This is a genomic window from Cedecea neteri (assembly GCF_000758325.1).
Lineage (GTDB): Bacteria > Pseudomonadota > Gammaproteobacteria > Enterobacterales > Enterobacteriaceae > Cedecea > Cedecea neteri_B.
Window position 1 is genome coordinate 3243283 of sequence record NZ_CP009459.1, and the last position, 15600, is coordinate 3258882.

General features: G+C 56.4%; 12 protein-coding genes and 1 pseudogene. 10 read left to right on the plus strand and 3 right to left on the minus strand.

The annotated features are described in order from the left end of the window. The first annotated feature begins 130 nt into the window (after positions 1–130). Together LH86_RS15210 and LH86_RS15215 are read left to right on the plus strand one after the other, a co-directional pair. Positions 131–2310, plus strand: a pseudogene (locus LH86_RS15210) (type I secretion system permease/ATPase). Beyond that, a complete protein-coding gene (locus tag LH86_RS15215; protein WP_039302953.1) occupies positions 2307–3482 on the plus strand; it encodes an HlyD family type I secretion periplasmic adaptor subunit in 1176 nt (391 codons plus the stop codon). Before LH86_RS15210 ends, LH86_RS15215 begins: the two are co-directional and overlap by 4 nt. 34 nt (positions 3483–3516) lie before the next feature. Here the strand turns inward: LH86_RS15215 and LH86_RS15220 are convergent, their stop codons facing one another. Next, complete coding sequence (locus LH86_RS15220; RefSeq protein WP_039302955.1) at positions 3517–4368, minus strand: hypothetical protein; 852 nt, start codon at positions 4366–4368, stop codon at positions 3517–3519. 454 nt (positions 4369–4822) lie between these two features. Between LH86_RS15220 and LH86_RS15225 the strand changes: the two genes are divergently transcribed. Then, entirely contained in the window at positions 4823–5512 is a 690-nt protein-coding gene (locus tag LH86_RS15225; protein ID WP_039302956.1) for a class I SAM-dependent methyltransferase, read from the plus strand. Positions 5513–5556: 44 nt separating this feature from the next. Here the strand turns inward: LH86_RS15225 and tynA are convergent, their stop codons facing one another. Next, positions 5557–7830: a primary-amine oxidase gene (gene tynA / locus LH86_RS15230; protein ID WP_039302959.1), complete on the minus strand. Its 2274-nt coding sequence runs from the start codon at positions 7828–7830 to the stop codon at positions 5557–5559. Positions 7831–8141: 311 nt separating this feature from the next. Further along, positions 8142–10187, minus strand: a complete 2046-nt coding sequence (gene paaZ, locus LH86_RS15235; protein WP_039302960.1) for a phenylacetic acid degradation bifunctional protein PaaZ — start codon at positions 10185–10187, stop codon at positions 8142–8144. Positions 10188–10471: 284 nt separating this feature from the next. Here paaZ and paaA point away from each other — a divergent pair, with 284 nt between their 5' ends. The 7 genes from paaA to paaG are packed head-to-tail and all read left to right on the plus strand — an operon-like array spanning position 10472 to position 15599. Then, on the plus strand, positions 10472–11401 hold the full coding sequence (gene paaA / locus LH86_RS15240) for a 1,2-phenylacetyl-CoA epoxidase subunit PaaA (RefSeq protein WP_039302962.1): 930 nt from the start codon (positions 10472–10474) through the stop codon (positions 11399–11401). Between the two features lie 11 nt (positions 11402–11412). Next, positions 11413–11700: a 1,2-phenylacetyl-CoA epoxidase subunit PaaB gene (gene paaB / locus LH86_RS15245; RefSeq protein ID WP_008461407.1), complete on the plus strand. Its 288-nt coding sequence runs from the start codon at positions 11413–11415 to the stop codon at positions 11698–11700. Positions 11701–11708: 8 nt separating this feature from the next. After that, positions 11709–12464 (plus strand): 1,2-phenylacetyl-CoA epoxidase subunit PaaC, encoded by a 756-nt coding sequence (gene paaC, locus LH86_RS15250; protein ID WP_039302964.1) that lies wholly within the window; start codon positions 11709–11711, stop codon positions 12462–12464. 10 nt (positions 12465–12474) lie between these two features. Beyond that, positions 12475–12969, plus strand: a complete 495-nt coding sequence (gene paaD / locus LH86_RS15255; RefSeq protein ID WP_039302969.1) for a 1,2-phenylacetyl-CoA epoxidase subunit PaaD — start codon at positions 12475–12477, stop codon at positions 12967–12969. A 7-nt stretch (positions 12970–12976) separates the two neighbouring features. Further along, positions 12977–14044, plus strand: a complete 1068-nt coding sequence (gene paaE, locus LH86_RS15260; RefSeq protein WP_039302972.1) for a 1,2-phenylacetyl-CoA epoxidase subunit PaaE — start codon at positions 12977–12979, stop codon at positions 14042–14044. Next, entirely contained in the window at positions 14044–14811 is a 768-nt protein-coding gene (paaF, locus tag LH86_RS15265; protein WP_039302974.1) for a 2,3-dehydroadipyl-CoA hydratase PaaF, read from the plus strand. The genes paaE and paaF overlap by 1 nt, the downstream gene beginning before the upstream one ends. Beyond that, a complete protein-coding gene (gene paaG, locus LH86_RS15270) occupies positions 14811–15599 on the plus strand; it encodes a 2-(1,2-epoxy-1,2-dihydrophenyl)acetyl-CoA isomerase PaaG (RefSeq protein WP_039302975.1) in 789 nt (262 codons plus the stop codon). Before paaF ends, paaG begins: the two co-directional genes overlap by 1 nt. Position 15600 lies beyond the last annotated feature (1 nt).

Sequence of the window (15600 nt, forward strand, 5' to 3'; positions counted from 1 at the left end):
GCCGGGCCTTAAGTCCGGCGGAGTATCAGCCGCTTAACTTTTATTACCCGGTACAAAACATGTTTATGAAACAAGCCGCGGAAAGGACAACACAGGCGTTTATTGCCATTTTCGCAGGATGTGAAACACCATGACTTCAACGAATACAAGCTACGAGCCCTGGCTGCAGGCCATGCTGGCCGTCGCGCGCCACTATCGGCTGGATTTCTCGGAAGAGCATGTCCGCGTGGTGGTTAATCAGGAGAATCAAAGCCCGCAGCAGCTGGTCCTGGAAGATATGGCTCGCCAGCTTGGCCTGGCGATGCGCCGCGCCCCGGCTGACGTCTCGCTTATCGACCCGTGGCGCTTGCCGCTGGTGGCCGAGCTTGAGGGGGCCAAATAGCGGTGGTTACCCATATGGATAATCACGGGCAACTAAGCTTGCAGCTCAGCGGCGATGGCGGTCTGGAGACGGTGGTCACTCGGGATGTGCTGGCCAAAAGGCTAAAAAGCCTGGTTGTGCTGCGCCCGCTGAATTCAATTCCCGATGCGCGCGTCGATGATTACGTTAAGCCCTACCAGAAAAACTGGTTCTGGACGCTGGCGCTGAAAGACTGGAAACGCTACGGCGACATCATGTTGGTGGCGATGGCAGCCAACGTGCTGGCGTTGGCCGGGATGATCTTTTCCATGCAGGTGTATGACCGCGTGGTGCCGTCGCAGTCGGTTCCCACTTTGTGGGTGCTGTTTGGCGGCGTCATGCTGGCTATTCTCTTTGAGTTTACGATGCGTATGCTGCGCGTGCATATTGCCGATGTGGTCGGCAAGCGGGCCGACCTGCGCATCTCCGACAGGGTTTTCGCCAGGGCGTTGCGCATTAAAAATAGCGCCAGGCCAAAATCCACCGGCTCTTTTATCTCGCAAATTCGTGAGCTGGAGTCGGTTCGCGAACTGATCACCTCCACCACCATCAGCACCGTATCGGATATCCCGTTCTTCCTGCTGTTTGTTTTTATTCTCTGGCTGATAGGCGGCCCGCTGGTATTCGTCGTGCTGCTGGCCATCCCGCTGTTGCTGATCCCTGGTTTACTGGTACAGCGTCCGCTGGCGCACCTTTCGAATGAGGGGATGCGCGAGTCCGCCATTCGTAACGCCACGCTGGTAGAAGCCGTGCAGTCCATCGAAGACATTAAACTGCTGCGCGCTGAACAGCGGTTCCAGAACCAGTGGAACAACACCAACGATGTTGCCGCGGCAGTTGGAATGAAACAGCGCTGGCTGACCAGCCTGCTCATGACCTGGACACAGGAAGTGCAGTCCATAGTTTACGCCGTGGTGCTGCTCGTCGGCTGTTATCTGGTAATTAACGGTGACATGACCACCGGTGCCCTGGTGGGTACCTCGATTCTGGCTTCACGAACCATCGCGCCGCTGGCGCAGATTTCTGGCGTGCTTTCGCGCTGGCAGCAGGCGAAGGTGGCACGCAAAGGGTTGGACGACCTGATGCAGCGCCCGCTGGACGACCCAGAGCAGGGCAAAAAAGTGCATAAAGCCCATCTGCAGGGGAACTACCAGCTCAATTACGCGGCGTTTTATTACGATGAAGAAGAGAAGGTCAACGATCTGGACATTGCCAGCCTGACGATCCGCGCCGGGGAAAAAATTGCGCTGCTCGGGCGAAACGGTTCGGGTAAAAGCACGCTGCTACAGCTTTTGGCGGGGATGCAAACGCCGCAGCACGGCCAGATTTTGCTGGACGACACCAGCCTCGGACAAATAGACACTGCCGATTTGAGACGCGACATGAATCTGCTCGGTCAGCAGGCGCGGCTGTTCTTCGGCTCAATACGTGACAACCTCACCATGGGGCGCCCGTTAGCCACGGACGAAGAAATCCACCGGGCGCTGACGCTAAGCGGGGCGCTGGAATTTGTGCAAAAACAGAAAAACGGCCTCAACTACACGATCAGCGAAGGCGGCAGTGGCTTATCGGGGGGCCAGCGGCAGGCACTTTTGCTGGCCAGAACGCTAATCCTGCAGCCGCAAATTTTATTACTGGATGAGCCTACTGCGTGGCTGGATGAGGTCAGCGAGCAGCAGCTTATCCAGCAGCTTGGCCCGTGGCTCGGCAACCGCACGCTGGTGGTGGCCACGCATCGCATCCCAATTTTGCAGTTGGTTAACCGCATCATCGTGCTGGATAACGGCCGCATCGTGATGGACGGCCCAAGGGACCAGATCTTGCAGCAGCACGGCCTTATGGAAAAAAAAGCTGCCCCTCGCAGAACCGCGACCTTAAAACCGGCAGGTAACACGGAGGTTCGGGCATGAACGATATCACGCGCTATAACAGCCGATTGAAAGAGCCGGCACTGCCGCGCGCAAGCCTTGTGGCGTGGGCACTTGGACTGATGCTGCTCGCTTTTGTACTGTGGGCTAACTTTTCTACCCTGGATGAAGTGACGACTGGCGCTGGCAAAGTTGTGCCGTCCTCTCGTGAGCAGGTCATTCAGTCTCTGGAAGGTGGGATCCTCTATAAGCTGGACGTGCATGAAGGGGACATCGTGGAAAAAGGGCAAATCCTTGCCCAGTTGGATCGCACGAAAACCGAGTCTGGCGTGCAGGAAAGTGAATCTAGACTGCATGCCGCTATGGCCACCGCAGCCCGCCTGAAGGCGGAAGTGGGGGCCACGCCGCTGGTTTTCCCCGACATGTTACCCGGCGATGGCGAACTTGTTCGGCAGGAGACGGCGCTTTATAACTCGCGCCGCAGTAGCCTGGAGAAAGGGGTTGCCGGGCTACGGGAAGCCATCTCGCTGGTGCAGCGCGAACTGGCGATGACGCAGCCGTTGGTTAAACAGGGGGCGGCCAGCAGCGTGGAAGTTTTACGGCTACAGAGACAAAAAAACGAGCTGGAAAACAAAATCACCGAAATGCAGAACCAGTATTACGTGCGCGCGCGTGAAGAGTTGGCGAAAACTAACGAGGAAATAGAAACCCAGCGTTCGGTAATGCGCGGGCGGGAAGACTCGTTAACCCGGCTCAAATTTACCGCGCCGGTCAGGGCAATAGTGAAGGGCATTGAGGTCACCACCGTTGGCGGCGTTATCCCGCCCAATGGAAAATTAATGACGCTGGTACCGCTCGACGATCAAATGCTGATTGAGGCAAAGATTTCACCTCGCGACGTGGCGTTTATTCATCCCGGCCAAAAGGCGTTGGTGAAAATCACCGCTTACGACTACTCCATCTATGGTGGGCTCAAGGGCGTGGTGACCACAATTTCACCGGATACCCTTCAGGATGAGGTCAAGCGTGATGTTTATTATTACCGGGTCTATATCCGCACCGATGTCAGCCAGCTTGAAAACGAGGCAGGCAAAACGTTCCCTATTTTCCCTGGGATGATCGCCACGGTGGATATCAAAACCGGTAGCAAATCGGTGCTCGATTACCTGCTGAAACCACTGAATAAAACGAAGGAAGCGCTCAGAGAACGATAATCAAAAAAGCCGGCGAATGCCGGCTTAATGTTGCTTAAAATATCGTCGGGTCGATATCCAGACCATACATGATAAAGGAAAAATAATATCCAAAATAAGACTCTGCCGTTTCCATAAAAGTCTTATGTATTTCCAGTGTGCCTTCACTGTCTTCACTGAATAATCCGGCCATAATGCCGCAATTAACAATGCGTCTCAGATGCATTCTCGACACAAAAAGATCTTTGGACGTTTTATTATAATTAGGCTTCAGGAACCAGCGGCCATCGTCATCCATTTTTGCCCCCAGGTATATTCTCAACATAATGATATGCCCGGCGTCTTTGTCAACAAACATGGCGCTGTTGGGTACCAGTCGGCTTAAAATGACTTCGTCAAAAAGAAGGTTGCCGCTGCGCCGGAAAAAATTCGAAAATGTTTTTTCATCCTCCAGAGCATGAAACGGAAGGGTATTTTCCGGTAGTAAAAATTTCAATGAAGGGATGGATATTTGCATATAGCTGCGGGTTTCATTGAGGCCCTTTACGCTCGGGGAATACAACAGTACCCGGCGGTCATCCTCACTTTTTTCAAGCGACATTCTGCCGGTGATACGCAGGAGCGTGACCAGAGAGTTCACGGTGTTCAGGCTGGTCAACTCCATTTTAACGCAAAACTCTTTGATGTCTGCGAGTACTGCCCGGCGATCGCCGTAGTGAAAACAAAGCAGGGCCAGAACCACATGAAAGCGGGAGCTTTGCAGAATGGTTTTATAAAAAAGCGGCTGTTTTTTATAGGTAATTAACAGGTGATCATAATGATGCTGTATAGCTTCTCGAAAACGAGGATGTTTTTTTACTTGTTGGCTGTATCTTTCGATGGTGTCTTGGAGTTGGTGTCGTGTCATATTGTTTTTCTCGGTATTCAGCTATGGCGCAAATGCCCCATAAAACGAGTGCTAAAGGCAGAGATAAAATACACGTTATACGTGCTTTTTATTTGGTAATTGCAAGTTGATATCATTTTTGAGTATATCACTGTTTATTTCAAAGTTAAAAATAACATCCTGTGTTTTTCTTGTTTTTAATTTGTATTAACCAAAAATGCTTATTTTTCTCATTTGGCGTTTTCTACATGTAGTGGAAATAATACTTCCGTTAAGAGGAGGGGTTATTTCCTTGTCGCAGCGGCATGAACTGAATAAAAAGCAATCGGATGATAGATTGAAGGGAAGAAAAGAAATGTCTTTTCATTGGTAATATCATGTTATATTGTAAGTTACGTGATATGGGCGATTTTTGCTCGATTGTCTTTCGCGGATGGCCGAAATTAGAGCTCATTCGCCCTCAAAAGGTGAAATCATGACCAACACAAACGATATCTTTAACGCCGAATTTTCCCGCCAGTACGATGCCAGCAGCGAACGTCTGAAAGAGATATCTAACAACCTGCACGCCTTGCTGTCATTGCTTCTCAGGGATCTTCCGGCGGAGGCGAAAGTGCTTTGCGTTGGCGTAGGGACCGGCACCGAAATCGTCCGGCTGGCAAAGCAGCATCCTGAATGGCGTTTTACCGGGGTCGATCCTTCCCCCGATATGCTGGCCGTTTGCGCAGAAAAACTTGAGCGGGAAGGGCTGAGTGACCGCTGCACGCTGATTGAAGGTCACGTCGTTGACGTGCCGGAGCAGCATCCATTCGATGCTGCGCTCTGCCTGTTGGTGGCGCATTTTATTCAGCATCCGCAGCGCGGAGGTATCTACCAGCACATCGCCGACAGGCTAAAACCTGCGGGGCAGCTGATCGCCGCTGAAATAGCGGGAGATATGGCGGATCCCGATTTTGACGGGCAATTAAGAAACTGGGTTGCGCTGCAGCAGGCTTATACCCAACGCCAGCGGGATATTGCCGAGGTGAAAGCTGAGCTCAACCAGCGGCTGCTCTTGTTGCCGCCTCGCCAGACCGAAGCTCTGCTGCGCGAAGCCGGGTTTGCCAGTGCGCAACCGTTCTTCCAGTCGCTGCTGATCCACGGCTGGCAGGCGATTAAGTCTTAAATGAAAGAACTGCGGCGTACCGGAACAGCACGCCGCAAACTGTACTATTTACTCTCTTTATCTTCTGACTTCACAAGCGTTGGCGTTTCGTTAAAGAAGTTCCACGGTTTCAGCAGAGCGTGAACCCACTCGGTCGGCATGATGGGCCACTCTTCGGCGCGGGCGATATGCGTGGTGCCGGTAGTTAACCAGACAACGTTATCCGTGTTTTCAAGCGACTGATTGTCTTTGCTGTAAGCCCCTAAACCGGTGTCGTGCGCGGAGCGGTTCGGGTATTTCCCTTCGGAATAGCGCTCATCCGGGTTGTAGCGGGTCACCCACAGCTGCTTATCCATAAAGCTCAGGCGATGGTATATCCACTCGTCCGGGGCAAACTTCGCGCCGGTAGCGACCGGATGCGTTCCGCCAGCGTAAGGAATCAACTGGTAGGACACCGGGTTGCCCATGCGGTTTTCTTTGTTCGGATTGCTCAGCAGGCGAACGGTACCCGGATCGAATTTCTGGGCTGCGCCCTGCTCGTTTTTTATTGCGTATTCATTGGTTTGCATGGTGCTGGTGCGCGGGCCGCCGCTGGTATTTGGTTTCACCACCGGGTCAATCGCGGTCAGACTGTTGTTTTCGCCGTCCACGTCGAGATCCAAACGGAAGTTATAAATATGCTGATGCGTCGTGCCGACAATATTGTGGTCGATCAGCGTCCCGTAGCGGGTATCTTCTTTCGCCGTGGCATCGTGCATGGTCTTGGCCTTCACGCCTTTTACTGCCTCAATCCCGGTTGCGCCCGCATCAATACCGATGGTGCCGTTCTGGTGGAAGACCCAGTCAAAGATGTAGTCGTAGTTGCCGACGGTGCTTATCCAGCGGATCACCAGCTCGCGACGTTCGCTGCTGACGTTCGGCTGCCCCATTTCCTGATGTTTGTATTCCGGCCCGGCGTAGCGCTCGAAAATGGCGATAGCTCGCGGAATGGTGGTGGGTTTACCGGTGTAATCGGCCAGGGTTTCGTCCAGCAGGACGGCGTTAGCCGGTGCATCTTTGCCGCGCACGATAGGGGACGTGAGCGTGCCCATGCCGTAATCCCCGGCGTCCAGGTAAGCTTTAAAATACCAGCCAATATCCGGGTCGCCATACGGCACAATCATCCCGCCGAGCGACCCTTCATACATGATCTTCCGTTTAGTGCCGTTGTCGTTGTAGGTCACGGTGGAAATAATCGGGCCAACGCGGGAATTCAGGCGCAGGTGCAAATCCCAGTTTTGCCAGTGAATCGTGTCGCCGGTAATGGTGTAGTTTTTCCCTTCCGGCTCAATGATATCCAGCGGCTTGAGGTTGGCGGCCTGCCGGTCGCGGCCATCATAAGGGCGGGGCGTCATTGGCACAGGAATGACCGGGCCTTCCTCAATTTTGATGATTTTTTTCTGCTCGAGATCTACCACCGCGACCAGGTTTTCAATCGGATGTGCCCAGTAGTTACCGTCGCCAACGTCAAGATAGCTCACCACTTTCAGCAGGCGCTGATCCTGCTTCAGGCCGTCCTTGCCGTCGAAATAGCCGACGGTGAGCGGGGTAGTAACCACTTTTGACGGATCGCTGATACCGCGTTTTTTCACCGCTTCCGCGAACTCTTTGCTGTTGTTGATGATTGACTGCACGCTGGCAAAATCGTCCAGCAGCACCATACCCTGTGCGCCTTCGATAGGTTTCCAGCTTTTTACCTTTCCAGCGGCCAGATCCACCGTGGCTTCAATAATATGGCGGCCATCCAGCATGATGACGTCCGCCTCGCGCGGCTGGCTGACGCTGGTGCCATCCATCACAAACTTCCAGACCTGCTCTTTAGGCGGTTCTCGCAGCGAAATCTCGGTAAAGCGAATATTAGGTTTATAATCCTGCGCGCCTTTAATAATCGACACGGTTTTATTGATCTCATCCGCGCTTAGCGAGTTAAGCGGATGCGGCTTTTTCTCAACGGCAAAGGTTTGATCCAGCCCGGACTGGAAAACTTCATTGATAAACCCTTCGGAGATAAACGCCGTTTTGCCCTTAAAAATCACCGGCACTTCAAGCTTGAGGATTTTGCCGTTAACGATGGCGGAGGTGGCGTTAGGCTTCACCTTCACATAGGCACCGTCTTTAACAAGGGTAAACATCTGCGCGTAATCGTCCCACTGGACGTCGGCGCCAAAATCCGTCAGCGTTTTTTTCATCGGCACCATATGTGCCTCGCCGCCGTGGGCAAAAGCGGGGGCGTTAGTTCCCGCCGAGATCAGGAGCGCAATAGCCAGCGCCAGCGCTTTTTTTCCAGTTTTCATTGTCATCGCTTTCTCACCTTAAAAGTGCGTTGTGTTGTTATGTGCGTGCTGGATAAAGACTGTCGGATTCAACATAACAACTTCCGCCTGGGCTTCCCTTGTGCTCCCTGCCAGGCGTTTTGCTGTGGTTGCCAGAATGTAGGATTGGTGAGGATTGTGGCTCCGGATTGATAAGCGTCGGGTTAAATTCAGCCCTCAACCCGGCCCTCTCCCAGAGGGAGAAGGAGAAAATAAACGATGGGAAGATTTTTATTCCCTCTCCCTTTTAGGGAGAGGGTTAGGGTGAGGGTAAAAAAACCAGAATCCGTGACGAAGTCTTATGAGGCAAAATCACCGTGCAGACGGGCCACCAGCGTCAGAATCGAGTAGCGCGCAACAATCTGCTGATGCTGGTTGGTGATATCCACCGCCCATTCCACCACGCCAACCGGTTTATCTTCCGCCGTTTTCTGCGGCTTGGCGGTTTTACGTTTGCAGGTCAGGCGCACCTGAATGGTATCGTCGATTTTTACCGGCTCGATAAAGCGCAGGTTTTCCATGCCGTAGTTGGCAATCACTGGCCCAACGCCGGGATCGACAAACAGCCCGGCGGCGGCAGACACCACAAAGTAACCGTGCGCCACGCGCTCGCCAAAGAAGGACTCCGCCGCGCCAATTTTGTCGGTATGGGCGTAGAACCGGTCGCCGCTCAGGTTGGCGAAGTTGGTGATATCGGCTTCGGTGACGGTGCGACGGGCAGTCAGAATACTTTCCCCGATGCGTAGCTCCTCAAAATGTTTGCGGAACGGATGCACTGCGTCTTCGTGAACTTTTGCGCCGTAGTTCCATTGCCCGCTAACGGCGGCAAGCATCGTCGGGCTGCCCTGAATAGCGGTGCGCTGCATATAGTGCTTGACCGCCCGCAGGCCGCCGAGCTCTTCACCACCACCCGCGCGGCCTGGGCCGCCGTGCACCAGCATCGGCAATGGAGAACCGTGCCCGGTGGACTCCACCGACGATTCCTGGTTCAGCACCTGAATGCGTCCGTGGGCACGGGCCGCGCCGAGAATAAAGTGACGGGCCGTTTGCTCATCGGCGGTCACCAGCGTACCCGCCAGGCTACCCTGACCAGCGCGAGCCAGCGCCATGGCATGTTCCGCATCCCGGTAAGGCATCACGGTGGCAACCGGGCCGAAGGCCTCAAGCTCATGCACCGCTGGCGTTTCGTCCGGCTGCTGGCAAAGCAAAAGAGTAGGCGGGAAGAACGCGCCCTGTTGCGCAGTATCGGCCTTCCCGCCCAGCAGGACATCACACCCGGCGGCAATCAGCTGGTCAACTTTACGCTGTACATCATCCCGCTGTTCAAGGCTGACCAGCGCCCCCATGCGCACGCCTTCCGCCGCCGGGTCGCCGGGTTGTATTTTTTCCAGTTTCGCTTTCAGCGCTTCAACCACAGAACCCAGCCGGTTTTGCGGCACGATAATCCGGCGAATGGCGGTACATTTTTGCCCGGACTTGGCGGTCATCTCGCGCACGACTTCCCGCACGAACAGCGCAAATTCAGGCTGTTCAGGCGTGACATCTTCCGCCAGCACGCAGCAGTTAAGCGAGTCCGCTTCCATGGTGAAGGGAATTGAACGGGCAACGATATTTGAGTGACAACGTAACTTTTGTCCGGTGCTGGCCGAGCCGGTGAAGGTCACCACGTCCTGCTCATCCAGATACTCGAACAAATCGCCCACGCCGCCGCAGATCAGGCTTATCGCCCCGTCCGGCACCAGTCCTGACTCAACAATCGCTTTCACCATCGCCTGCGTTAACTGCGCGCTCGCCGTGCCGGGCTTGATAATCGCGGGCATTCCGGCCAGCCAGGTTGGTGCCAGTTTTTCGAGCATCCCCCAGCAGGGGAAGTTAAAGGCGTTGATGTGCAGCGCCACGCCCGACTTCGAGGTGAGCACGTGGCGGGCGGCGAATCCTCCCTGTTTTGACAGCGGCATCAATTCATCTTCCGGCCATAACGTGTCGTCCGGCAGTTCGCGGTTACCCATTCCGGCGTAGGCAAACAGCGTGCTGATGCCGCCCTCAATGTCTACCCAGCTGTCGGCGCGGGTGGCGCCCGTTTGATAAGAGACTTCGTAAAACGCTTCTTTCTGCGCCAGCAGGTGCTTCGCCACCGCTTTTAACATCGCGGCGCGCTGAATAAACGTCATCGCCTGCAACGCTTTGCCGCCTTGTGCAATGGCGAAGCGTTTTGCCGCCGCCATATCCGCCCCTTCGCTGGTCACCTGCCACAGCGGCTCGCCGCTAACGGCATGAAAAATAGTTCTTTCTTTTCCCTGGCCGCTAAACCACGTCCCGGACAAATAGCTGGTTAACTGTTGCATCTCACTCTCCATTACATGCTGCATTTAATCATTACAGTGTTTGTTTTATGAATCATAAAAATCAAGCTGTAATTTAATAAATTGTTAACATCGTGATGGGTTGTGTTTTTTGTTATTGATTTATCTCAATGATAAGTCTTGTTTTTGCGATATTTTACGTGATAGACCTCACAAACATACGGTGTAATCTTTGCGATCTTCGTTAACTTATCTGTAACTTTTAATCATGAAGTGATTCGTAATATCGCAGTGTGTTGAGTTAAATTGAATCATAAGGTGATGCCGTGACAGAACAAGAACGCTTTGATGAGCGCATCCAGCAGGAAACCGCCATCGAACCACAGGACTGGATGCCGGAGGCATACCGCAAAACGCTGATCCGTCAGATAGGCCAGCATGCGCACTCGGAAATCGTCGGCATGCTGCCGGAAGGTAACTGGATAACTCGCGCCCCCAGCCTGCGCCGCAAGGCCATCCTGCTGGCCAAAGTGCAGGATGAAGCGGGACACGGGCTGTATCTCTATAGCGCTGCGGAAACCCTGGGCTGCGCCCGGGAAGATATCTACCAGAAGATGCTCGACGGCAAGATGAAGTACTCCTCCATCTTTAACTACCCGACGCTTAACTGGGCCGACATCGGCGTGATTGGCTGGCTGGTCGACGGGGCCGCCATCGTCAACCAGGTCGCGCTGTGCCGGACTTCTTACGGCCCGTACGCCCGGGCGATGGTGAAAATTTGCAAAGAAGAAAGCTTCCACCAGCGGCAGGGGTTTGAAGCCTGCACCGTGCTGGCGAACGGCAGTCCCGAACAGCGCCAGATGCTGCAGGACGCCATTAACCGCTTCTGGTGGCCGGCGCTGATGATGTTCGGGCCCAACGACGACAACTCGCCGAACAGCGCCCAAAGCCTTGCCTGGAAAATCAAACGCTTCGGCAATGACGAGCTGCGCCAGCGCTTTGTCGACAACACCGTGCCGCAGGTTGAGCTGCTGGGCATGACCGTGCCGGATCCCGACCTGCATCTTGATAAGGCTACCGGCCACTACCGTTTTGGTGACATCGACTGGCAGGAATTCAACGAAGTGGTGGCCGGGCGCGGCCTGTGCAACGAAGAGCGCCTCGCCGCCAAGCGTAAAGCCTGGGAAGAGGGGGCATGGGTGCGCGAAGCCGCCCTTGCGTATGCCGAAAAACAACAGGCCCGCACCGCCGCCTGAAGGAGTATGAGATGAGCAAAATTTACTGGCCGCTGTACGAAGTTTTTATTCGCAATAAAAAAGGGCTGTCCCATCGCCATGTCGGCAGCCTGCACGCCGCCGACGACCAGATGGCGCTGGAAAACGCCCGCGACGCCTACACCCGCCGCAGCGAAGGCTGCTCCATCTGGGTAGTCAAAGCGAGCGAGATCGTCGCTTCACAGCCGGAAGAGCGCCCGGAATTTTTCGACCCGGCTGACAGCAAAGTCTACCGCCACCCAACGTTTTACACGCTGCCTGACGGCATCGAGCACATGTGAGGCCGCCGATGACACTCGATCCTGTAGCGACCTACAGCCTGCGCCTGGGCGACACCTGCCTTGTGCTGGCCCAGCGTCTGAGCGCCTGGTGCGGCCATGCGCCGGAGCTGGAAATTGACCTGGCGCTGGCCAACATTGGCCTCGACCTGCTCGGCCAGGCGCGCAACTTCCTGACCTATGCCGCCGAGCGTGAAGGCGAACACCTCGACGAAGACCGGCTGGCCTTTGGCCGCGACGAGCGCGAATACCGCAACCTGCTGCTGGCGGAACAGCCCAACGGTGATTTCGCCGAAACGCTGGTGCGCCAGTACCTGCTGGATGCGTGGCACGTCTCGCTGTTCGGTCGGCTGGTTGAAAGCAAAGATCCGCAGCTGGCGGCCATTGCAGCTAAAGCGATTAAAGAAGTGCGCTATCACCTGCGCTTCAGCCGCGGCTGGCTGATTCGCCTGGGCAACGGCACTGAGCTGTCGCAGGCAAAAGCGCAAAGCGCTGTGAACAAACTGTGGCGCTTCAGCGGCGAAATGTTCGTTGCTGATGAGTTGGAAACCGAGCTGGCGGAGCAGGGGATCGCCGTCGATCCGCTTAGCCTCAAAGCCGAATGGCTGCAAGAAGTGACCGCCGGGCTGAGCGATGCCTCGCTGCAGGCCCCGGCAGAGCAGCCATACCGCACTGGCGGTAAGCAAGGCTTACACACCGAACACCTCGGCCCGCTGCTGGCTGAAATGCAGTACCTGCAGCGCGCTTACCCGAACCAGCAGTGGTAAGGAGGAGAGGATGCAAACCGCCACGCTTCAGCCCGCCGCCGTCCGCGACGTCTGGCGTCTGCTGAGTGAAATCAGTGACCCGGAAATCCCGGTGCTGACCATCACCGATCTCGGGATGGTGCGCAGCGTCGAGCACCGCGCGGACGGCTGGCACATCGGTTTTACGCCAACCTATTCCGGCTGCCCGGCCACTGAATTTTTGCTGGCCGCCATTCGGGAAACGCTGGAAGGCGCAAAGCTAAGCCCGGTGCATATCAGGCAGGTTTTGCATCCCGCCTGGACGACGGACTGGATGTCGCCGGAGGCCAAAACCCGGCTGCGCGAATACGGCATCAGCCCGCCGCAGGGGCATGCCTGCCATGCGACGGTCGCCGCCCAGGTGACCTGCCCACGCTGCGGGAGCGAACACACATCGCTCATCAGTGAATTCGGCTCCACGGCCTGTAAAGCGCTATACCGCTGCAACAGCTGCCGGGAACCCTTTGATTACTTTAAATGTATTTGAGGATGCCATGACAATGTTTCATTCCCTGAAAGTGGCACGTATCGAACCCGAAACCGCCGAGGCGGTGGCGATTACCTTTTCGGTGCCGGACGCGCTGCGCGGGCAATATCGCTTTCGCCCAGGGCAGCATTTGACGCTGAAAGCCCGGCTGGGCGGGGAAGAGCTGCGCCGCTGCTACTCTATTTGCCGCTCTGAGAATCCCGGTGAAATATGCGTGGCGGTAAAAGCCATTGAAGGTGGCCGTTTTTCACAATACGCGGTCAGCGATTTAACCGCCGGGATGTCGCTCGAAGTGATGGTGCCGCAGGGGACGTTCGGCTACCAGCCGGAAGCGGAAACTCGCGGCAACTATCTGGCGCTCGCCGTTGGCTCTGGCATCACGCCGATGCTGGCCATTATCAACGCCACGCTCGCCACCGAGCCGGAAAGCAGCATGACCCTGGTTTACGGCAACCGCAGCAGCGCCAGCATGATGTTCCGCCAGGCGCTGGCCGACCTGAAAGACCGCTACCCGCAGCGCCTGCAGCTGATTTACCTGTTCAGCCAGGAAAGGTCGGACAGCGAGCTGCTCAGCGGCCGACTGGACGGTGAAAAATTGAAGCAGCTTGGCGACCACCTGCTGGACGTCAAAGGCTTTGACCGCACGTTTATTTGCGGCCCGCAAAGCATGATGCAGGCCACCGAAGCCGCGCTAAAAGAGATGGGCGTCGCGCCGCAGGATATCTACCTCGAACATTTCAACACGCCGGGGATTGCGCCGGGTGCTCGTTCCCGTGCTCAGGCGGCGGGTAAAACCGTCACCCTGCGCCAGGACGGCGTGGATCGCCAGATTACCCTGACCGCCGGGGACGAAAGCATTCTCGACGCGGCCCTGCGGCAGGGCGCGGATCTGCCGTATGCCTGCAAAGGCGGCGTTTGTGCCACCTGCCGCTGCAAGGTGCTGCAGGGGGAAGTGGACATGGGCGTCAACTACAGCCTGGAGCCGGATCAGCTGGCCGCAGGCTACGTGCTGAGCTGCCAGGCGCTGCCAAAGGGCGACGATGTGGTTCTCGACTTTGATGCGCAGGGGTTGTGATGAGCGAACTTCTTAGCCAGCAAAACGGCCGGGTGCTAACCCTGACGCTAAACCGTCCGCAGGCGCGGAATGCGCTCAACAACGCGCTGCTGACGCTGATTGCCGAAGCGCTTGAAGTTGCGCAGCAGGACGCCGCCATCGGTGCCGTCGTCATTACCGGCAACGAACGTTTTTTTGCTGCCGGAGCCGATCTCAAAGAGATGGCAAGCCGGGATATGCCCGCCACGCTCAACGACCCGCGGCCCCAGCTTTGGGCACGCCTCGAGCGTTTCCCTAAACCCCTGATCGCCGCCGTGAACGGCTATGCGTTCGGGGCTGGCTGCGAGCTGGCGCTCCTGAGCGACATCATCGTGGCCGGGGATAACGCGCGCTTCGGCCTGCCGGAAATCACGCTCGGGATTATGCCCGGCGCGGGCGGCACTCAGCGGCTGATTCGTAGCGTAGGCAAAGCGCTGGCTTACCGCATGGTGCTGAGCGGCGAAGCTATCGACGCGGATCAGGCTTTACGCGCCGGGCTGGTTGCCGAAGTGCATCCCGCAGCCTTAACGCTGGAATACGCGCAGAAGCTTGCCGCCAGTATCGCTCGCCATGCCCCGCTGGCGCTGCAGGCCGCCAAAAATGCGCTTCAACAGGCGCAGAACACGGGCCTGAGCCAGGGGCTGTTGCAGGAACGTCAGCTGTTTACGCTGCTCGCCGCCACCGAAGATCGTCAGGAAGGCATCGCCGCTTTCCTGGAAAAACGACCTGCTGAATTCAAAGGACGTTAATCATGAGTTTTATTATCAGCGATGTGCAAAGCGGGGTGATGACCCTGACCCTCAACCGCCCGGAGCGGCTGAACAGCTTCAACGATGAAATGCATCGTCAACTGGCGGAAGTCCTCACCCAGGCCGAGCGGGACGAAACCATTCGCTGCCTGCTGATCACGGGCGCAGGGCGCGGCTTCTGCGCCGGGCAGGATCTCAACGACCGCAACATTGACCCAAGTGGTGACGCCCCGGACCTCGGTTACTCGGTTGAAACGTTTTATAACCCGCTGCTGCGCCGCCTGGCGAAATTACCGAAGCCGGTGATTGCTGCTGTTAACGGCGTGGCCGCCGGAGCCGGAGCCACGCTGGCGCTGGGCTGCGACATGGTTATCGCCGCGCGTTCAGCAAAATTCATTATGTCTTTCAGCAAGCTGGGGCTGGTGCCCGACTGCGGCGGCACCTGGTTCTTGCCCCGCCAGACCGGACGTGCGCGGGCAATGGGGTTGGCGTTACTCGGCGACACGTTAACCGCCGGGCAGGCGCACGACTGGGGCATGATTTGGCAGGTCGTGGACGACGAACAGCTCAGCGATACCGCTCGCCAGCTGGCCCAACACTTTGCCACTCAGCCGACCTTTGGCCTGGGGCTTATCAAGCAGGCGCTTTATGCCTCGGAAACCAACACCCTGGACGCCCAGCTCGACCTGGAGCGCGATTATCAGCGCCTGGCTGGCCGCAGCGAAGATTACCGTGAAGGGGTTTCGGCTTTTCTGGCGAAGCGCCCGGCCACCTTTAAGGGGAAATAAG